Source organism: Mesorhizobium sp. P2_D5 (assembly GCF_056404355.1).
Genome location: NZ_JBFUEE010000006.1, coordinates 298,684 through 318,517 on the forward strand (window position 1 = coordinate 298,684; position 19,834 = coordinate 318,517).

The 19,834-nt window shown below is 64.1% G+C and carries 20 protein-coding genes; 12 read left to right on the plus strand and 8 right to left on the minus strand.

Features of this window, described 5'->3' with window-relative positions:
- The first annotated feature begins 142 nt into the window (after positions 1-142).
- From AC1DYW_RS25405 to AC1DYW_RS25415, 3 genes are all read left to right on the plus strand, one after another.
- On the plus strand, positions 143-1,684 hold the full coding sequence (locus tag AC1DYW_RS25405) for a sigma-54-dependent transcriptional regulator (RefSeq protein WP_477228020.1): 1,542 nt from the start codon (positions 143-145) through the stop codon (positions 1,682-1,684).
- A gap of 493 nt (positions 1,685-2,177) precedes the next feature.
- Entirely contained in the window at positions 2,178-4,055 is a 1,878-nt protein-coding gene (locus tag AC1DYW_RS25410; RefSeq protein ID WP_477228021.1) for a peptidoglycan L,D-endopeptidase MepK, read from the plus strand.
- 180 nt (positions 4,056-4,235) lie between these two features.
- The gene (locus AC1DYW_RS25415) at positions 4,236-4,430 is read left to right on the plus strand and encodes a hypothetical protein (protein ID WP_477228022.1); all 195 of its coding nucleotides are present in this window, start codon (positions 4,236-4,238) and stop codon (positions 4,428-4,430) included.
- A gap of 73 nt (positions 4,431-4,503) precedes the next feature.
- Here the strand turns inward: AC1DYW_RS25415 and AC1DYW_RS25420 are convergent, their stop codons facing one another.
- Positions 4,504-5,142: a 2-dehydro-3-deoxy-phosphogluconate aldolase gene (locus AC1DYW_RS25420; protein WP_477228023.1), complete on the minus strand. Its 639-nt coding sequence runs from the start codon at positions 5,140-5,142 to the stop codon at positions 4,504-4,506.
- A 189-nt stretch (positions 5,143-5,331) separates the two neighbouring features.
- Between AC1DYW_RS25420 and trhO the strand changes: the two genes are divergently transcribed.
- From trhO to AC1DYW_RS25435, 3 genes are all read left to right on the plus strand, one after another.
- Entirely contained in the window at positions 5,332-6,261 is a 930-nt protein-coding gene (gene trhO / locus AC1DYW_RS25425; protein ID WP_477228024.1) for an oxygen-dependent tRNA uridine(34) hydroxylase TrhO, read from the plus strand.
- 130 nt (positions 6,262-6,391) lie between these two features.
- The gene (locus tag AC1DYW_RS25430; RefSeq protein WP_477228025.1) at positions 6,392-7,129 is read left to right on the plus strand and encodes a tellurite resistance TerB family protein; all 738 of its coding nucleotides are present in this window, start codon (positions 6,392-6,394) and stop codon (positions 7,127-7,129) included.
- Between the two features lie 316 nt (positions 7,130-7,445).
- Complete coding sequence (locus AC1DYW_RS25435) at positions 7,446-8,201, plus strand: SDR family oxidoreductase (RefSeq protein WP_095084551.1); 756 nt, start codon at positions 7,446-7,448, stop codon at positions 8,199-8,201.
- A 33-nt stretch (positions 8,202-8,234) separates the two neighbouring features.
- Here the strand turns inward: AC1DYW_RS25435 and AC1DYW_RS25440 are convergent, their stop codons facing one another.
- Both AC1DYW_RS25440 and AC1DYW_RS25445 read right to left on the minus strand, forming a co-directional pair.
- Positions 8,235-8,609, minus strand: a complete 375-nt coding sequence (locus AC1DYW_RS25440) for a YciI family protein (RefSeq protein WP_457151430.1) — start codon at positions 8,607-8,609, stop codon at positions 8,235-8,237.
- 52 nt (positions 8,610-8,661) lie between these two features.
- On the minus strand, positions 8,662-9,846 hold the full coding sequence (locus AC1DYW_RS25445; protein WP_477228026.1) for a pyridoxal phosphate-dependent aminotransferase: 1,185 nt from the start codon (positions 9,844-9,846) through the stop codon (positions 8,662-8,664).
- Between the two features lie 83 nt (positions 9,847-9,929).
- On the opposite strand from AC1DYW_RS25445, the gene AC1DYW_RS25450 reads away from it, so the two are divergent.
- From AC1DYW_RS25450 to denD, 4 genes are all read left to right on the plus strand, one after another.
- A complete protein-coding gene (locus AC1DYW_RS25450; protein ID WP_477228027.1) occupies positions 9,930-10,616 on the plus strand; it encodes a GNAT family N-acetyltransferase in 687 nt (228 codons plus the stop codon).
- A gap of 30 nt (positions 10,617-10,646) precedes the next feature.
- A complete protein-coding gene (locus AC1DYW_RS25455) occupies positions 10,647-11,627 on the plus strand; it encodes a cation diffusion facilitator family transporter (RefSeq protein ID WP_477228028.1) in 981 nt (326 codons plus the stop codon).
- A gap of 83 nt (positions 11,628-11,710) precedes the next feature.
- Positions 11,711-11,923 carry a hypothetical protein gene (locus AC1DYW_RS25460; protein WP_457151440.1) on the plus strand — a complete coding sequence of 71 codons (213 nt, stop codon included), beginning with the start codon at positions 11,711-11,713 and terminating at the stop codon, positions 11,921-11,923.
- Positions 11,924-11,934: 11 nt separating this feature from the next.
- On the plus strand, positions 11,935-12,912 hold the full coding sequence (gene denD, locus AC1DYW_RS25465) for a D-erythronate dehydrogenase (protein WP_477228029.1): 978 nt from the start codon (positions 11,935-11,937) through the stop codon (positions 12,910-12,912).
- A 25-nt stretch (positions 12,913-12,937) separates the two neighbouring features.
- Here the strand turns inward: denD and AC1DYW_RS25470 are convergent, their stop codons facing one another.
- From AC1DYW_RS25470 to AC1DYW_RS25485, 4 genes are all read right to left on the minus strand, one after another.
- Positions 12,938-14,164, minus strand: a complete 1,227-nt coding sequence (locus tag AC1DYW_RS25470; protein ID WP_477228030.1) for a nickel/cobalt transporter — start codon at positions 14,162-14,164, stop codon at positions 12,938-12,940.
- The gene (locus AC1DYW_RS25475) at positions 14,161-14,829 is read right to left on the minus strand and encodes a DUF1007 family protein (protein ID WP_477228031.1); all 669 of its coding nucleotides are present in this window, start codon (positions 14,827-14,829) and stop codon (positions 14,161-14,163) included. Before AC1DYW_RS25475 ends, AC1DYW_RS25470 begins: the two co-directional genes overlap by 4 nt.
- 112 nt (positions 14,830-14,941) lie before the next feature.
- The gene (locus tag AC1DYW_RS25480) at positions 14,942-15,841 is read right to left on the minus strand and encodes a LysR family transcriptional regulator (RefSeq protein ID WP_457154707.1); all 900 of its coding nucleotides are present in this window, start codon (positions 15,839-15,841) and stop codon (positions 14,942-14,944) included.
- A 2-nt stretch (positions 15,842-15,843) separates the two neighbouring features.
- Positions 15,844-17,040 (minus strand): amidase, encoded by a 1,197-nt coding sequence (locus tag AC1DYW_RS25485; RefSeq protein ID WP_477228032.1) that lies wholly within the window; start codon positions 17,038-17,040, stop codon positions 15,844-15,846.
- 540 nt (positions 17,041-17,580) lie between these two features.
- Between AC1DYW_RS25485 and odc2 the strand changes: the two genes are divergently transcribed.
- On the plus strand, positions 17,581-18,714 hold the full coding sequence (odc2, locus tag AC1DYW_RS25490) for an ornithine/lysine decarboxylase (protein WP_477228033.1): 1,134 nt from the start codon (positions 17,581-17,583) through the stop codon (positions 18,712-18,714).
- 97 nt (positions 18,715-18,811) lie between these two features.
- Complete coding sequence (locus tag AC1DYW_RS25495) at positions 18,812-19,414, plus strand: GNAT family N-acetyltransferase (protein ID WP_477228034.1); 603 nt, start codon at positions 18,812-18,814, stop codon at positions 19,412-19,414.
- A gap of 90 nt (positions 19,415-19,504) precedes the next feature.
- On the opposite strand, the gene AC1DYW_RS25500 is transcribed toward AC1DYW_RS25495, so the two are convergent.
- Positions 19,505-19,789 carry an SCP2 sterol-binding domain-containing protein gene (locus tag AC1DYW_RS25500; protein WP_477228035.1) on the minus strand — a complete coding sequence of 95 codons (285 nt, stop codon included), beginning with the start codon at positions 19,787-19,789 and terminating at the stop codon, positions 19,505-19,507.
- Between the last annotated feature and the right edge of the window lie 45 nt (positions 19,790-19,834).

Genomic DNA, 19,834 nt, shown 5'->3' on the forward strand with positions numbered 1-19,834 from the left:
TGGCCGAGGTTCAAAGGGGAAACGAGAAGCCGGTCAAATCCTAAGGAATTCATTCACCGGGTTTTTTGAAACCTTATTTAGAACCCTGTGCCAAGATGGTCCACAGGGCAGAATTCCTCGGGCGGGCATAGTCGTACCAGTCATGACAGGTTCCATACTCATAGTCGATGACGATCCCGTGCAGCGCCGGCTGCTCGAAGCAGCCGTGACGCGGTTCGGCCATGCGGCAACCGTCGTCGACGGCGGCGCGGCCGCACTCGATGTCCTCGACGGGCCCGGCGCCCGCGAAGTTTCGGTGGTTATCCTCGATCTGGTCATGCCCGGTCTGGACGGCATCGGCGTGCTTAAGGCAATGCGCGAGCGCGACATAAATGTCCCGACGATCGTGCAGACCGCCCAGGGCGGCATCGAGACCGTGGTTTCGGCAATGCGTCACGGCGCCTTCGATTTCGTCGTCAAGCCGGCCTCTCCCGACAGGCTGCAGGCGTCGATCGCCAATGCGCTCAAGGTCGAGGCGGTCGAGGGCGAGGTCAAGCGTACGTCGCGCCGGCGTGGCGGGCTTTTAACCTTCAAAGACATGGTCACGCACAGCCCGGCCATGGACAGGGTGATCCGCCTCGGCCAGAAGGCGGCGGCATCCAACATCCCGATCCTGATCGAGGGCGAGTCCGGCGTCGGCAAGGAACTGGTGGCGCGCGCCATCCAGGGCAGCGGCGACCGCCGCTCGAAACCCTTCGTCACCGTCAATTGCGGCGCCATTCCCGACAATCTTGTCGAATCGATCCTGTTCGGCCATGAGAAGGGCTCGTTCACCGGCGCCACCGAGAAGCACACCGGCAAGTTCGTCGAGGCGCATTCGGGAACGCTGTTTCTCGACGAGATCGGCGACCTGCCGCTCGACGTGCAGGTCAAGCTGCTGCGCGCCGTGCAGGACGGCGAGGTCGACCCGGTCGGCGGACGCTCGACCGTCAGGGTCGACATCAGGCTGATTTCGGCGACGCACCGCAACCTCCTGCAGCAGGTCAAGGACGGCAAGTTTCGGGAGGATCTGTTCTATCGGCTGAACGTCTACCCGATCTTCGTGCCGCCGCTGCGCGACCGCCGCGACGACATCCCCTATCTGGTCAAGCATTTCATGGAGAAGGTGGCGCCAGCCGACCCGCGTCATCGCCTGCAAGGGATTTCTGCTGCGGCCCTTGCCGTGCTGCAGGCCTATGACTGGCCGGGAAACATCCGGCAGCTCGAAAATGCCGTCTTCCGGGCCTCGGTGCTTTGCGAAGGCGATGTGCTGACCACCGAGGACTTCCCGCAGATCCGGGCGCAGGTGGAAGGCACGGTCAATCTCGACGCCGACGGCGTTTCGCCGTCTGCGTCCTTGCCGCTGGACACGGAGCCGGGCGAGGAGGAAGTCTCGTCAGGCGAGGCTGTCTTGGCGATTGAGCCCGATCCGCTGGCCAGGCTGCAGCCTCGCTTCGGCACGTTGCGGGCGCTCGACGAACGCGGCAATGTGCGCGCTCTGGCCGATGTCGAACTCGAGATGATCAAGCTCGCCATCGACCACTATAACGGCCAGATGAGCGAAGTCGCCCGCCGCCTCGGCATCGGCCGCTCGACGCTTTACCGGAAGCTCAAGGAATACGGCATCGACCCGGAGACCGGCCGCGTCGACCGGCTCGCTTCCTAGATGTGTTGAGAATCAGGTGATGCCAGCCTGACCTAAATCTCGACACACCCTGGAGCGCATAATCTCTCCCGAAAACCAGTTTTCACCATCGCTTTGCCGAGCTTCGGTTCGGGATTCATGCTTCGGACGCAAGGTCGGAGCCAGCTTGCAATGCCAGAATCCGCCCTATACCGGGTTTCGGCGGGAATGTGGCGGGCCTATGGACAGGCCTGTTCACGCATTAAGGCTGACGGTAACAGATCGTGTTTCGGGCAAAGGCGGAAACATGATCTAGACCAGCGGTTTACCAAGAAAACCGGTGAACAATTTTTGACGGGATATCGCCACGGTGTTACCGCATTTTGGCTTCAATAAGCGATGATTAACCATTAGGATCGATATTCGGATGTGATAACGACACATCCGTTTGGACAAATCCGGGGACAAACGGCAGCCTGCAGGGCCTTTTGATTTGAACAGAATCGAACGACACACAAACGGGCGGCACCATCACGTGAGCGTCTGGCCGAAATGGCTGGCGGCGTTGATTGTCGCATTTGGTTTTGTTGCCGCGGCTGCAACTGGCGCCAGCGCCGAAACACGTTCGCTGAAGCTCTATCACCTCCATACGCACGAGAAGGCCGAGATCGTCTACAAGCGCAATGGCCGCTACGTTCCGGAGGGTCTGAGGAAGATCAACATCATCCTGCGCGACTGGCGCCGCAACGAGCCGACCAAGATGGATCCGCGCCTGCTGGATCTGGTCTGGGAAGCCTATCGGGAAAGCGGTGCCACGGACTACATCCAGGTCGTCTGCGGCTATCGCTCGCCGTCGACGAACTCGATGCTGCGCAGCCGCAGCAGGGGCGTCGCAGAGAAAAGCCAGCACATGCTCGGCAAGGCGATGGATTTCTACATTCCCGGCGTGCCGCTGAAGAAACTGCGCAACATCGGCCTCAAGATGCAGGGTGGCGGCGTTGGCTACTATCCGACATCCGGTTCGCCGTTCGTCCATATGGATGTCGGCAATGTGCGCCACTGGCCCGGCATCAGCCGCCAGGAACTGGTCAGCCTGTTCCCCAATGGCAAGACGCTGCATGTGCCGAGCGACGGCAGGCCGCTGCCCGGCTTTGAGCAGGCGCTTGCCTCCTACAAGGCGCGCAAGGGTGCGGGCGCGCCGGCCATCGAACTGGCCAGCGCCGGCGGCAGCAGCAAGAAATCAGGTGGGTTCCTGTCGGCTTTCTTTGGCGGCGGCGGCGACGACGAGGCCGACGACAGCGCCGATGTCGAGACCGCTTCGGCGGCACCTCCGCCCAAGGCTAGAAACCTGCAGCCGGCCGCGACAGCCAAGACCAGCAACCTCCCGGGCATCGCCATCGTGGCGCCGGAGAATGCCAAGCGCGCGGAGATTCCGCAGGTGGCCGAGGAGCAGGCTCCGGAGCCGGAAAAGGATACGCCGGAGACGATCATCGCGGCGCTGCCGGCCCGCAGCATTCCGCTGCCTGATTTTGCACCGCGGCCGAAGGCCGATGTCGGTGCCCAGTCGCCTGAGAACGTTCCTTTTGCCATGGCGGATGCGACAGCGACCTCGGATACGACAGCAACCTCGGATGCGGCAACCACCACCGAGCAGGCAGTGGCGACAGCACATGCGCCGGCGAGCGTGCCTTTCGGCATGGCCGATCCGTCGGCCGCTCCGGCCCCGGCCCCCGCACAGGTCGCCGTCAACAACGTACCGTTGCCGACATGGCGCCCCGACAATTCGCTGCCGGCCGCTCTGGCGCCGCCGCCCAGCAAGGACGTGCTGATGGCGCTGGCGGATACGGCTGAGCGCGGCAGCGCCGCGACCGACGCCCTCTCGGCGCTGCCCAGCGCGCGTCCCGACATAGCCAGGCCGGACGAGGTGAAGGCCGTGCTCGACGAGGCCAATGCCCGGGCCGGTGCTGCGGCCGACGCGTACCAGGTAGCTTCCTTGTCCTTGTCCGAGGCGCGTTCGGCCTTCAACGATCCGTCGGGCGCCGATGCCGCGTCGCCGCGTGAGGCTGTCGTTGCCCGCCCGGCCGGCACCGATCCGGCCGCCGCGATCGGCGCTGGCGTCAAGACGACCCGCAAGGAATCGAGAGCCACCGCCCGCGACTTGAAGCCTGGTCCCAAGGCCATGGTGGTTGCCGCCGCGCCGCAGGCCGCCCGCTGGGCGCTGACCAGCGGCGAACATGTCGCCACCGTTTCAAGCGCCACGACAGCACCGGGTTACGCCTACAGCATCGTGCATACGCCGCCGAGCGAGGTCTACACGGCTGGCTTCCAGTCGGGCGACCAGATGGCCGATGCCAACCGCTTCACCGGCAACGCAGTCAAGTTCCTGTCGGTCGCCCGCTTCCAGACCAAGTAAGCGACCAGTCGATCGACAAAGCCGCGTCGGGCAACCCGCGCGGCTTTTTTGTTGCGCGGGCGGGGCCAATGGCGCCGCCGCCATTGGCCGCGATCACGCCGGTCTGACATTGCCGTGAGCTTGGAACTTGCTCAGTCCTTCAAGGGTTTCTCCCCTGTTCGTTCAAACCCGGGGATATCCATGAAGAACATTCTACTGGCATCGGTCATTGCTTTGGCAACTGCTTCAGCGGCCATCGCTCCCACGCAGGCAGAGACCGTTGTCGTGAAGACCCACGACCATATGCACATGATGAGGAAGCACTGCCGGACCAAGGTGGTCACGCATTGGGCTCACCACCGCAAGGTCGTGGAAAAGATCAGGGTCTGCAACTGATCGGCACGAAACTCAATCGGCAGAACCCGGTCGACGCAAGTCGGCCGGGTTTTTCATGCCGAGACAAAAAGCCCTATTTTGCCAGGTTGCTCGCCGCGCGTGCGAGAGCCTCGATCTCGTCCCACTTACCGGCCTTGACCATGTCGTCAGGCGCCACCCAGGAGCCGCCGACGCAGACGACGTTGGGCAGGCTGAGATACTCGGCCGCGTTCTTGCCGGTGATGCCGCCGGTCGGACAGAATTTCACATCGGCGAGCGGCGAGGCGAAGGCCTTCAGCGATGCGATGCCGCCCGACTGCTCGGCCGGGAAGAATTTGAGGAAACGCAGGCCGGCTTCCCGAGCGGCCATGATCTCGCCAGGCGTGATTGCGCCGGGCAGCAGCGGAACGTCGCTGTCGGCCGCTGCCGCCAGAAGCTCGCGTGTGATGCCGGGGCTGACGATGAAGCGCGAGCCCGCGGCCGCCGCCTCTTCGAATTGACGCGCATCGAGAATGGTGCCGGCGCCGACGATGGCGTCCTCGACCTCAGCCGCGACCCGCCGGATCGCTTCCAGTGCATCGGCGGTCCTGAGCGTGATCTCGATCGCCGGCAGGCCGCCATGCGCCAGAGCGCGGGCCAGCGGCACGGCATCATCGACATTGGCGATCTTCAGCACCGGGATGACCGGCTGGCCGTTGAGGAGCGACAGGAGTTTTTCGGTCTTGCTGGGCATCTGTCTCTCCGTATCGTGGAACAATTCAACCGATTAGCAGACGGGTGTTTTTCTGTCCATGAAACGAAGCGTGTCGCGATGTCACGCGCCGTGGGGCGATGATACCGGCCATTGCCATCAAAACGATGACGGGCTGGTGAAGCCGGTGCGCCTTGAATCGGCTGCCATGAGCGTCTAGTTGGCTTGACAATGACATTGTCCACGCCGACTGGCCCCATCCGTGTCGCCGCGCTCTACCGGTTTGCCCGGCTCGACGCCTTCGACGAATTGCGCGCGCCGCTCGCCGCTTTCTGTTGCGGGCGCGGCATCAAGGGTACCTTGCTTCTGGCGCATGAGGGCATCAACGGTACCGTCGCCGGCAGCGAGGCGGCGATCGCCGAACTGATCGATTATCTCGAAGCAATCGAAGGGCTCGCCGGCCTCGAGGTCAAATACAGCAGCGCAGCAGAAACACCGTTCCACCGCATGAAGGTGCGGTTGAAGCGCGAGATCGTCACCATGGGTGTCGGCGACATCGACCCGGCGACGAGCGCCGGCACCTATGTCGCGCCGGCCGACTGGAACGCGCTGATATCCGAGCCCGATACAATCGTTATCGACACGCGCAACGCCTATGAGGTGTCGATCGGCACGTTCAAGGGCGCGGTCGATCCGGCAACGGCAAGCTTTCGCGAGTTCCCGGCCTGGGTGGAAGCAAACAGGGCGGAACTCGAGGGCCGCAAGGTGGCGATGTTCTGCACCGGCGGCATACGCTGCGAAAAGGCGACGGCCTACGTCAAGTCGCTCGGTTTCGAGGATGTCTTCCACCTCAAGGGCGGCATCCTCAAATACCTCGAGGAGGTTCCGGCCGAACAGAGCCTGTGGCAAGGCGAGTGCTTCGTGTTCGACGAACGCGTTTCGGTGTCGCACGGCCTTGCCGAGGGCGACGCCGAACTCTGCCGCGCCTGCCGCCATCCGCTGACGCCGGGCGACCTGACGTCACCGAAGTTCGCCACCGGCGTATCATGTCCGCATTGTTTCGATGCGCGTTCCGATGAGGACCGCCAGCGTTACGCCGAGCGTCAGCGCCAGGTCGAACTTGCGCAAGTGCGGGGCAGGGGCCGGCATATCGGATCCTGATGCGGGCTTCGGCCACTCGCCGCGAGGGATCTGTCCCGAAGGATCCGTCATTGTAATGTCAAAGTGCGGGGCCTACCTCTTCGGCGTCCGAAACCTGCCCGTTCGGCCGGGCAAATCCTGGAGGCATTGAATGTTCGATCCCAAGAAGCTTCTCGACGATCTGCTCGGCTCGCAAATTCCCGGCACCAGCGGCACCGTCCGTGACAAGGCGGGCCAGGCCGTGCAGATGGCCAAGGACAACCCGCTGGCGGCTGGCGCGCTCGCTGCCGTGCTGCTCGGGACTGGTGCTGGCCGCGAGGTGACAGGCGCCGCGGTGAAGCTTGGCGGACTGGCCGCGATCGGCGGCCTCGCCTACAAGGCCTACCAGAACTACAAGGCCGGCAACGCGCCGGCGGAAGCGCCCGCGACCGGCGAACCGGAATTGCTGCCGCCGCCCAAGGACACCGCCTTCCACCCGTCACAGGCGCCGCAAGGCGAGGACGAATTCACGCTGACCTTGGTTCGGGCGATGATCTCGGCGGCCAAGGCCGACGGTCATATCGACGACGACGAACGCCAGAAGATCGCCGGCAAGCTCAGCCTAGCCGGCATAGGCGCCGATGCCGAGAAATTCCTGATGAAGGAGCTGGAGAGCCCGCTTGACCTCGACATGCTGGTAGCCGGCGCCAAGACCGATGCGCAGAAGCTCGAACTCTACACCGCGTCGCGCCTTACCATCGATCCCGACACCCGCGCCGAGCGCGGTTATCTCGATCTGCTTGCCGGCCGGCTTGGCCTGCCGGATGCGCTGGTCGATCACGTCGAGGCGACGGTTTCGGCAGCCAAGGTGCCGGCCAAGGCAGGGACTTCGCCCAATCCGCGCTGGTAGCCCAAATCGGCACATATCGCCTTTCCGGGGTTAACCCTCCATTAACTCAGGAAGCGCATGATTCTACACAGTCGGACCGGTTTTTTCCTCCTCCCAAGCCCGGTTCAGATCAGGGCGGTCGCCAATGACCGCCCTTTTTGTCGGGCCCTGTCCGTTCTTTTGAGCAGGATCTTTTCCGAAAAGCGGATTCCATTTTTCGAGACCGGCCCTGGCGGTTCGGCTTGCCATCGCTGCCGTCATTTGCGATGCCTTCTCTCCTGAGGACAAACCCCGAAAATCAGTCGTGCACACGCAGCGCCGCTGGAGGACAACAGCCATGACCGAGCAAAGAACCGCTATCGTCACCGGTGCCGGCACGGGCATCGGCAAGAGCGTCGCCACGGCGCTGCTCAAGGCCGGCTGGAACACGGTGTTCTGCGGACGCCGCAAATCCGTGCTGGATGCCGCCGTCGCCGAGGCCGGGCCGACCGAGGCCAAGGCATTGGCGGTCGCCTGCGACATCAGCAAGGCCGGCGAGGTCGATGATCTGTTCGAGACGGTGGCGGAGGCCTTCGGCCGCGTCGACCTGCTCTTCAACAATGCCGGCATGGGCTACAAATCGACGCCGATCGACGAGATCCCGGTCGAGGTGTGGAACGACATCGTCGGCGTCAATCTCACCGGTTCGTTCCTGTGCGCCCGCGCCGCCTTCGGCGCCATGCGCAAGCAACGGCCGATGGGTGGCCGCATCATCAACAACGGCTCGGTGTCGGCCTACGCGCCGCGCCCGGGCTCGGTGCCCTACACGGCGACCAAACATGCCATCACCGGCCTGACCAAGACGCTGGCGCTAGACGGCCGGCCCTATGACATCGCCTGCGGCCAGATCGACATCGGCAACGCGCTGACCGACATGGCGCAGCCGATGACGGTCGGCGTGCCGCAGGCCAATGGCTCGATCGCCGCCGAAGCGGTGATGGACGTCCAGCGCGTTGCCGACGCCGTCGTCCACATGGCCAGCCTGCCGCTCGACGCCAATGTGCTGTTCATGACGGTGATGGCCACCAAGATGCCGTTTGTGGGGCGTGGGTGAGCAGCGGACGCTGGCAGGGCCTCCGCCGCTGGCTCATTTGCCCGCCAGCGGCGCGCCGGGCTTGAAAAGCAGAATGGGCCTGATCTCATAGACGGCGGTCGGATTGACACGGCGAAGGTCGCGGGCGATCGCGATGGCCTCGTCCCGCGTGGCGCAGTCGACGACATAGAGGCCGAGCAATTGTTCCTTGGTCTCGGCGAAGGGGCCGTCGATGACCACGCCGTCACCCGGGCCGCGCAGGGTGAAGGCATCCTGCGTCGCTCCCAGACGCGCGGACGGTCCTAGCGTGCCTTCCTCATGAAGCCGGGTGTTGATCTTCAGCAGGTCGGCCATCAGAGCCGCATCTTCCCGCGGCGTCAACGCCTTGATCGCATCTTCCACGTGATAGGCGAGGATTGCGTAGAACATCCGATGTCACTTTCTCCGGTCGGGGATATCGATGGACAGCGCGCGCTGAGCCTCACTTCGCCAGGAACGTTCCGATCCGCTCCAGCGCCCGCAAGATGTTCTCCTCGGAGTTGGCGTAGGAGAGCCTGATGTAGCCTTCGCCGAGAATGCCGAAATCGGGGCCGCCGATCAGCGCCACGCCGGCCTCGTCGAGCAGCGCCGAGGCGAGCTTTTTGGCCTTCCAGCCGGTCTTCGACACGTTGGGGAAGGCATAGAAGGCACCCTTGGGCGTGATGCAGGAGACGTTGGGCAAGCCATTCAGCCCCTCGACCACGATCTTGCGGCGACGGTCGAAGGCGCGCATCATCTTGTCGACATCGTCCTGCGGGCCGTCGATGGCGGCAATGCCGGCAAACTGGCTCGGCGCGTTGACGCAGGACCAGCAATTGACCGCCAGCTTGCGCACCTTGTCGTAGAGATGGGTGCCCTTGTCGCCATTCGGCCAGATCGACCAGCCCATGCGCCAGCCGGTCATCGCCCAGGTCTTCGACCAGCCGTTGAGCACGATCAGCCGGTCGCGGATCTCGGGAAAGCCGAGCAGCGAGCAATGCGTCTCGCCGTCATAGGTCATGACGTCATAGATCTCGTCGGAGAGGATGGCGACCTGCGGATGCTTCTCCAGCCCCTTGACCAGCTTCTCGATCTCGACGCGCGGCGTGACACCGCCGGTCGGATTGGCTGGCGAATTGAGGATCAAGAGCCTGGTCTTCGAGGTGATCAGCGCCAGCGTCTCGTCGGCGGAGAAGGCAAAGCCGTTCTCCTCGCGCATCGGCACCGGGATCGGTGCCGCGCCGGTGAATTCGATCATCGAGCGGTAGATGGGAAAGCCGGGATCGGGATAGAGGATCTCGGCGCCAGGCTCGCCGAACATCAGGATCGCGGCGAACATGGTCGGCTTGCCGCCGGGCAGGATCATCACCGTTTCAGGCGATATCTCGACACCGGTGGTGGTCAGCGTGCGCCGCACCACCGCTTCGCGCGTTGCCAGCAGGCCATTGGCCGGCGTGTAGCCGTGGTGGCCGTCACGCAGCGCCTTGATCGCCGCCTCGACGATGTGCTGCGGCGTCTTGAAGTCGGGCTGGCCGATGCCGAGGTTGACGATGTCGCGGCCTTGGCTCGCAAGTGCTGTCGCCCGCGCGAGCACGGCGAAGGCGTTTTCCTCGCCCAGACGGTCGAAGGCCGAAATCGTGTGGAGCATTTTTCCCGTCCGTGTGGTTCTTACTGTTGGCGTGCGTTTTTGTGAGCCTTGGCCGGCAAAAGTCAAACGGATTGGAGCATTCGGTGTCGGAAAATCTCAAAGATTGGCAACCGCGTCCGCGGCCCGAGCGCATGGCGATCGACGGCCGCACCGTCCGGCTCGAACCACTGAGCGCCGCAAAACATGGCGACGGTCTGTATGAAGCGTCTTCCGTGTCCGACGTCGATGGCCGCTTCGCCTGGCTGCCCGATTATCCGCCGGAGACACGTGCCGCCTTCCAGCCATGGCTGGACAAGGTCGAGGCCAGCGAAGATCCACTGTTCTTCACCGTCATCGACAAGGCCAGCGGCAAGGTCGCCGGACGCCAGACGCTGATGCGCATCGATCCTGCCTATGGCGTCATCGAGATCGGCAACATCTATTGGGGACCGCTCATCTCGCGCAAGCCCGGAGCGACCGAAGCGCAGTTCCTGTTCATGAAATACATCTTCGACGAGCTCGGCTATCGCCGCTACGAATGGAAGTGCAACAACCGCAACGAGCCATCGAAGCGGGCGGCCGAACGGTTCGGCTTCAAGTTCGAGGGCATTTTCCGCCAGCATCTCATCGTCAAGGGTGAAAACCGCGATACGGCATGGTATTCGATCATCGACAAGGAGTGGCCGGCCCTGGGTCAAGCCTATGAAGCGTGGCTCGACCCGGCCAATTTCGATGGCGACGGCCAGCAGAAGCGACGGCTTGAGGATTTTCGCGCCGAATTTGGCGCGTGAACTGAATTCGGCGCGCAACGGGAGTTGCCATTGGCACATACCCATTCCGACGATCACAGCGGACACGATCACGGCGCCGGCCATGTGCATGGCTCGACGGACAAAAAACGCGTCCTGATCGCCGCCTGCCTGACCGGCGGCTTCATGGTCGCCGAGGCGCTCGGCGGCCTTCTTACCGGGTCGCTGGCACTGCTGGCGGACGCCGGCCACATGCTCGCCGATGCGATCGCGCTCGGCCTTGCGTGGTATGCATTTCATCTTGCCGGCCGGCCGGCGACCGGCCGTCTCACCTATGGCTTCGGCCGGGTCAAGACGCTGGTGGCCTACACCAACGGCATCGCCATCTTCGTCATTGCGCTGTGGATCGTCTACGAGGCGTGGGGGCGCCTGCTGGCGCCGACACCGGTGCTCGGCGGACCGATGCTGGTGGTGGCGGTGCTCGGCCTGCTGGTCAATATCGGTTCCTTCCTCGTGCTGCATGGCGGCGACCGCGAAAGCCTGAACATGCGGGGCGCCATCCTGCATGTGCTCGGCGACCTGCTCGGCTCGGCAGCGGCGATCGTTGCCGCGCTGGTGATCCTGGCGACCGGCTGGACACCGATCGATCCGATCCTGTCGGTCCTGGTCTCGCTGCTGATCCTGTCAACGGCATGGTCGCTGATGCGCGCCGCCGCCCATGTCCTGCTCGAGGGCGTGCCGCCGAGCCTCGACCGCGACCTGATCGCCAGGGATATCGAAGCGACGGTCCAGGGGGTGCGTGAAGTGCACCACATGCATGTCTGGTCGCTCGACGGAACGAGCAACATGGCGACGCTGCATGCCTGCCTTACCGAAGGCGTCGATGCCTACCAGGCGGTGAGCACCATCAAGAAGCGGCTTGCCAGCAAGCACGGCATCAGCCATGCCACCGTGGAACCGGAATTCGGACAGTGCGCCGACGATGGCGACGACCACGATCATGATCACGAGCATGGTGCGGCCGCGCTTCACGACCATCATCACCAGGCCTGATCGATTGATATCGATTGGTCCTGCCCCAGGAGTCCCAAAGCCTTGAAAACCAGCTTGATGAAGACCCGCTGCCCGGGTGCAGCATAATGGACCGCGACACCAGGAATGCGGCCATCGCGGCAGCGTGGATCATGCTTCTGTTCGGTATCGCCGCCTTCTATCTGCCGACCGTGATGCTGGCGCTTGGCAGTTTCTCGACCGTGCTGGCCGGTGCCTTTGGCATCATCTTCGTGCTGGCGTTTTTCTCGGTGTTCTGGCTGCGGGCCCGCAACCAGCGCAAAAACCAGGGCAAATAAGGGATTTCGACATGCGTATTCTGATCACTGGCGCCGCGGGCATGGTCGGCCGCAAGCTCATTGCCCGGCTGGCCAAGGACGGCACGCTGCGCGGCCGCAAGGTCGCAGCACTCGACCTGCACGACATCGTGCCGCCGCAGGCCCTAGCCATGGACGGCGTCAGCGTCACGATCCACACCGGCGATCTCGCCGAGACGGGTGCCGCAGAGCGCCTGGTCGCGTCGCGCCCCGATGTCGTCTTTCATCTCGCCGGTATCGTGTCGGGCGAGGCGGAGGCGAATTTCGATCTCGGCTACCGCGTCAATCTCGACGGCACGCGGGCGCTGTTCGATGCCATCCGCCTGGCGGGCTTTGCACCGCGCGTCGTCTTCACCTCGTCGATCGCGGTGTTCGGCGCGCCGTTTCCGGATGTCATCCCGGATGAATTCCATCCGACGCCGCTGACCTCCTACGGCACCCAGAAACAGATGAGCGAAGCGCTGCTCGCCGATTATTCCAGGCGTGGCTTCTTCGACGGCATCGGCATCCGGCTGCCGACCATCTGCGTGCGGCCAGGCAAGCCGAACAAGGCAGCCTCCAGCTTCTTCTCCGGCATCATCCGCGAGCCGTTGAGCGGCCATGAGGCAATCCTGCCAGTGCCGCGCTCGGTCATGCACACCCATGCCAGCCCGCGCTCGGCGGTCAATTTCCTGATCCATGCGGCGGAGATCGACGGCAACGCTGTCGGGCCGCGCCGCAATTTGACGATGCCCGGCGTCGCGGTCACAGTCGGCGAGCAGATCGAGGCACTCGACCGCATCGCCGGATCGAGGGCGGTGAAGTTGATCCGCGAGGAGCCGGACGAGACGATCTGGGCGATCGTCAAGGGCTGGCCGACGCGGTTCGAGGCGCGGCGGTCAAGGGAGCTCGGCTTCAGCGCCGAGAAGAGCTTTGACGAGATTATCCGCGCGCATATCGAGGATGAGCTGGGCGGCGAGATCGCGGGTTAAACCCGGAGCCTCGCCAACCGCAACATCATCCACCCGTCGCCAGGCTCGCCGACAGCAGCAACAGCCCAAACAGGAAGACGAACGCCGCGCCCCCGATCTCGACGATCGAGTGGATGCGGTTGCCCATGCGGCCGTCACCGGCGAAATACACCGCCCAGTTCTTGGCGGTCACTGCCAGCGTCGCCAGGGCCGAAACGGTGATGGCGGTTCCCAGCGACATGGCCAGCACGGACAGCAGGCCACCGAGCCAGAGCCCGTTGAGAAGTGCAAAGCTCAGGACGATCAGCGCGCCGGAACAGGGGCGCATGCCGACAGCCGCCACTGCCGACCAGGCCGTGCGCCAGTCGAAGCGGTCGCCAGACAGCAGCGCCGGATCAGGCGCATGCGAATGGCCGCAGGTGTCGCAGACCTCGCCGGCCGCATGATCGTGATGAGCATGGTCGTGTGCGCCATGATCATGCGCACCGTGCTCGTGATGATCGTGCGAGTGCGCATGGTCGTGATCGTCATGCACGTGCAGGGCGTGCGAATGGGCATGCGCCGAATGGTCATGGTCAGCATGCGAATGCACTGCATGCGAATGACCACCATGCGAGTGGCCGGCATGCGAATGGCCGGCGTGCGAATGACCCGCATGGGAATGACCGGCGTGAGCCGCCGACAGGCTATAGGCGGGGCCTCTGCCAAAAAGGCGCAGGACGGAGGGGCCGAGCTTGCGCCACAGCAGCCAGGCACCGAACAGGGTAACGAAAACAAAGCTCATGATTTCCATGAACCAGGCCGCATCGGTCATCGAGACGGCGGTGCCGCGCAGGACGAAATAGGCGACCGCCATCACCGCGACCGCGGTCAGGCCCTGCAGCAGTGCCGAGACGAAGGACAACAGGATGCCGCGCCGCAGCGCCACTTCATTGGCCACCATGTAGGACGAGATCACCGCCTTGCCGTGACCGGGGCCGGCGGCGTGGAAAATGCCGTAGGCGAAGGACAGGCCGATAAGCACCCACAGCTTGCTGCCGTCCTGGCGCATCGCCTTCATCGCCGTCGCCAGCGCGCGGTAAAATTCCTGCTGCCTCAGATTGATCCACATCAGGATGTGGGCGAACGGGCCGGTGGTGGGCGCCATGCCGTCATTGACGCCGATGCCGAGCGAACTCTGGGCATGGGCGGAATTGGCGAAATGCATCATGACAAAGGTGATGGCCAACAGGCCGAATGCCAAACGCAGGGACGGTTTCGTCACCGGCTTCATCCTTCTGGCTGACAGTTCAGTTCGAGCTTGGTGGCGAAGATCTTGCTCATGTCGGTGCCCGTCGGATCGTTGAAGAAGGCATCGGTCAGGGTCTTCTGGTTTTCGGCGATCGCCTCGTCCGGATCGGGACGGATAACCTTGCTCGTGCAATTCGACGGCAGGCCTTCAACCGTGATGTTGCGGTCCTCGGTGAAATCGATCGCCGTGTAGAAGGTCGGATCGTAGACGCCGATGTCGATCTTGCCGTTGAGCTTGATCGGCTCCTTCGGCTCGGACTCGAACAGGATGATCAGCTGGTCATTGTCGAAATTGGCCATCAGATGCGGCGGCGGCGTCATCGCCACGTCCTTGCCGTCGACAGTGACGAGCTGGAAGTAGTTGAACTCGGCCAGCGAGGCGTGGACGGTGTCGGCAACCTCCTTCAGCTCCTTGTCGTCGAGCTTCAGGTCGGAGTTCTTGTCGAACTCCATCATCACCGTCGAGGAAAACAGATCGTCGAAGCGCCAGAGATGGCGCAGCGCCTTCACACTTTGGTGATCCGGCGAGAGGATCACGTCGAGGCGAGCCTCAGCGAAGACATGGGGATGCACATAAGCCGGTCCGGTGGCGGCAAAGATCGCCGCCAAGGCCGAAGCCAGCATGATTGCGTGCCGTTTCAGGTGCATTCTCGGTCGCGATTCCATCGGCCTCGGAGAGATGTCGAGGAGTTACCAGAAAGGGGGCGAAATTGGGACCGCTGGTGGGTGTCGCCCAAAAGCGGGCAGCGGCTTGGAACGGTCAGGCAGCCTCACGCGTCCTGAACCACTGCACCAAAAAGTCGACGAAAACGCGGACCTTGGCCGGCAGGTAGCGGCGGTGCGGATAGACGGCGAAAATACCGCCGCCCGACAGGATGCGGTCATCGAGCACCGTTACCAGCCGCCCGCTTTCGAGATCGGGCGCGGCGATGAAATCCGGCAGGACGGAAAATCCGAGCCCCGCCAGGGCCGCGGCCCGCGCCGTCATCGGGCTGTTGACCTCGATCGGACCCGACACCGCGACGCTCACCGGATCGCCATTCTCGCCTTTGAACGGCCAGTTGTTCAGTCCACGGCCATTGGTGTCGACGATGCAGGGCATGCGGCCGAGATCTTGCGGCCGGGTCGGCATGCCGTGCTTGGCGATCAGTTCGGGAGAGGCGCACAGCCTTATCGAAAACGGCGCCAGCCGCCTGGCGATCAGCGACGAGTTCTCCAGCCGCGAGATGCGCACCGCGAGATCGAAGCCTTCCTCGACAAGGTCGACGAAACGGTCGTCGAGCTGGATGTCGAGCACGATGTCGGGATATTGCTTGGCGAAGTCGATCAGCGACTGGCCGATCGGCGCATCGGCGAAGGTGCGCGGCGCCGACAGCTTGATCCGGCCACGCACATCGCCGGAGGATTCGCGCACTGCATCGGCCAGGCTGTCGACCTCGCGCACGATCTCGGAGGCGCGCCGGTAATAGGTGTGGCCGGCCTCGGTCATCGAGAACTGCCTGGTGGTGCGGTTGAGCAGCAGCGCGCCGAGCTCGTCCTCCAGCTCGCGCACATATTTCGACAGCAATGCCTTGGAACGGCCGATCTTGCGCGCCGCCGCCGAAAAGCCCTCGGCCTCGACCACATCGATGAAGGCACGCATGCGGGTCAGTGTGTCCATGGTCAGGCCTTTCGTGCGGCGTCGAGAAGTTTCCGGCCGAGCCGTATCAGGGCAATGTCGCTGCCGGAAGGGCCAAGCAGCGACAGGCCGAACGGCGCGCCGGCGACCGAGCCGATGGGCAAGGTGATTTGCGGAAAACCCGATAGGCCGGCCAGGCACAGAAGCCGCAGCGCCTGCTCGCGATAGGCCTGGAACTGCTCCGGCGTGCTGTCCACGTAGGGCGCCGGGCCAGGCACCGTCGGCACGACAAGGAAGCCGTCCTTGCCGAGCAGGGCATTCAGTTCGGCGCTGAAGGTCAGCCGGCGCACCGTCTCGGCCTGTGCCGTGCGGTCGTCGACCGCGCGGCCAAAGCCGAAACGTTCATCGACGCCGGGGCCGAGGTCGCGCTCGCCACTGGTGATCCACGCGCCATGCACCGCCCAGGCTTCCTTGGCCTGGAGCCGGCGAAAGCACCAGTAGAGTTCATCCGGAGACGAAGCGAAGGGCGCCGCCGGGGTCGCAGGCGTGCCGAAAACCTTGCTCGCCAGCGCCTTCATCCCAGCATATTCGGCAAGTGCAGGGCGGGCGACCAGTCCATCCAGCCAGTCCAGCGCCAGCGGGCGTTCCAACGCTTGCTGGTGCGGGTCGCGGCCAAGCAGCAGCTTGCCCACTGTCTCGTAGGTCTCGATATCGTCGGCGAACCAGCCGAACGTGTCGAAGCTCGGCGCCAGCTTCATCGCGCCGTCGAGCGAAATGCGGCCATGCGTGGTGCGCAGCCCAATCAACCCGCAAAAGCTCGCCGGTGCGCGGATCGAGCCGCCGGTGTCGGAGCCGGTGGCGATATCGGCCAGCCTGCCTGCCACAGCCGCAGCCGACCCCGACGACGAGCCGCCGGTGACGCGGTCGGGCGCTGCCGGGTTCACCGGAAACGAAAAATGCGCATTCTGACCGAACAGCGCGAAGGCAAGTTCGTCGGTCTGGGTCTTGCCGACGAAACGCGCGCCGGCATCGAGAATCATCTGCACGGCCGGCGCGGTGCGCGAGGCGGCGTCGCTTTCGGCGAATTTCTGCAAATTGCCGCAACCGGTGCGGTAGCCGGCGACGTCGTAGATGTCCTTGACGGCCAGCCGCAAACCGGCCAGCGGTCCTAGCTCGGCATGTGCCACCGGCATCTGGCGAACGTCGAGAAAGGCGTTGAGGGGGCCGTGCGTGCCTGGCATCGTTCGATATCCGGATACGATTGCACCAACATTGTTCGATGCCAGAAATTTTACAACCTTGGATGCGATTTTTATTGATTGTGAAAGCCGACGCTCTTATATCGCGCTTGCCCAAAGTCGCACGTGCCTGTGGGTGTCCGCCGATCCTCGAATGGTGAGGGAAATCGGTAAGGTAACTGGAGCCAACCCCTCCAGTCGGTTTAGCGGCCAACCGCCAGACCGAGGACACCTTGAAGCAACGACGGTGCGGGCCTTTCTGGTGTTCTGCCGGTTGTCCAAAGACCGGGGTTACTGAAGAGGCACACCTTCATTGCCGGCAGTGCGGACGGGTCTCCCATCCAAGCCAAGGCAGACAAAGCGAACCGAGGCCGGGCAAGGCCAAGGTTCACCGCCGCGAGACGGCGTTTCATGGTTCCGGGGTCTCCACCGGCTGGTTCCATGGATTTCCGTCCCGCCTTTGTCCACCGCGTGTTCGCGAGGCCGACAGCCCGCGTCCCGCAGCCTTATTGCGCGCCGAAAGGCGCTGATGGAGAGACCCCGATGGCTACCCAGCGTATCCTTGACTTCCTCGCCACCCGACGTCCGACCGGCCCCTGCCTCGTCGTCGACCTCGATGTCGTGCGCGACAATTTCCGCGCCTTCGAGAAGGCGCTGCCCGATTCCAAGATCTACTATGCGGTGAAAGCAAACCCGGCGCCGGAAATCCTGCGCCTCCTTGCTGCGATGGGCTCGTCCTTCGACACCGCTTCCGTTGCCGAAGTCGAGATGGCGATGGACGCCGGTGCGCCGGCGGACCGCATCTCCTTCGGCAACACCATCAAGAAGGAGCGTGACATCGCACGCGCCTACCAGCTCGGCATCCGCCTGTTCGCGGTCGATTGCGTCGAAGAGGTCGAGAAGATCGCCCGCGTCGCTCCCGGTGCGCGCGTGTTCTGCCGCGTGCTGACCGATGGCGAGGGCGCCGAGTGGCCGCTGTCGCGCAAGTTCGGCTGCGTGCCGGCGATGGCCGTCAACGTGCTGCGCCATGCCAAGGGACTCGGCCTCGACGCCTATGGCGTGTCGTTCCATGTCGGCTCGCAGCAGACCGACCTGACCGCCTGGGATCGTGCGCTGGCTGACGCCAAGACGGTGTTCGCGACGCTGGCCGAGGAAGGCATCGTGCTTAAGATGGTCAATATGGGCGGCGGCTTCCCGACGCGCTACTTGCGTGACGTGCCGGCGGCCAAGGCCTATGGCCAGGCTATCTTCTCGGCGCTGCGCAAGCATTTCGGCAATGCCATTCCGGAAACCATTATCGAGCCGGGCCGCGGCATGGTCGGCAATGCCGGCGTAATCAAGTCGGAAGTCGTGCTGATCTCGAAGAAGGCCGCCAACGACAATGTGCGCTGGGTGTTCCTCGACATCGGCAAGTTCGGCGGTTTGGCCGAGACGATGGACGAGGCGATCCGCTACCCGATCGTCACCGCGCATGACGGCACGGAGACCGCGCCTTGCGTGCTCGCCGGCCCGACATGCGATTCCGCCGACGTGATGTACGAGAAGACGCCTTATCCGTTGCCCTTGTCGCTGACCATCGGCGACGAGGTGCTGATCGAAGGCACCGGCGCCTACACGACCACCTACTCGGCGGTCGCCTTCAACGGCTTCGAGCCTCTCCGATCCTACGTGATCTGACGGTTCGCAAGAGCCGCTCAGATCATCCCAGGTGGGCGTCTGGCGTCCACCCGGGCTCGCCTGTGGGACAGATCTCCGCTCGCTAGGGATTGCGGAAATGGACATTGCAAATTTCATCGATGAGGGCGTCTGGCCGATCTCCCCCCTTGTGGGGGAGAGTGCCCGCGCCGTTGCCATCGTCGCCGAAACCTCAGCCGACGTTGCAGCGCGCGAAGCGCTGCTAGACGACGCCATGGGTCCGATGCGCAGGAAGAAGTCTTCGGAGAAGCTGCGGCGCGGCCGCCGGCCCTCGGAAGGCCTGGCCTTCGTCGCTCGTGATGCATCCGGCGCCGTCGCCGGCACCGTGCGGCTGTGGGATGTCAGGCTGGGCGAGGGCGGTCCGGCAGCGCTGTTGCTTGGTCCGCTCGCCGTCGAACCGTCGCTCAAGAGTGCCGGCATCGGCTCGGGGCTGATGCGTCATGCCATCGCCGAGGCGGCGCGGCTTGGCCATGCGGCGATCCTGCTGGTCGGCGACGCGCCCTATTACGGACGCTTCGGGTTTTCGGCCGCCAGGACCGGTTCGCTCGCCATGCCCGGCCCTTATGAGCGGCATCGCCTTCTGGCGCTGGAACTGGTCGACGGCGCGCTTGACGGCGTACACGGCACGCTGAAGGCGGCGGGACGTAAGCTGAAGGCGCAGCAGCTGACGTCGGCGGCCTGAGCTGCAAGGGCTGCCCGAAGCGGCCACCCGGCTTCGGCTCAAAACAAAAACGCCGCCCATCGGGCGGCGTTTTGTGCGTCTCACTAGCGGTCAGCCGATCAGCTGGCTGAGCGCCATGGCGACGGTCATGTCGCCTTCGACCTTTATCTTGCCGGTCATGAACGCCATGGTCGGGTTCAGGTCGCCCGATATCAGCGAATCCAGATCGTCGAGCGAGAGCTTGATGGTGCAATCGGCGGGTCCGTCAGCGGTTGAAATGGTTGTGCCGTCGATGACGATGACGCCGTCGGCGCCGGTGTCGAATTTCACCGAACGATCGAATCCGCTGCTCGCCACGCGCGACTTGATCTTCTCTGCAATCTCCTGAACGCTCACGCTGTTCTCCTTGTCTGTTGCATCTGTCGCGCAGCGGCGCTCGAA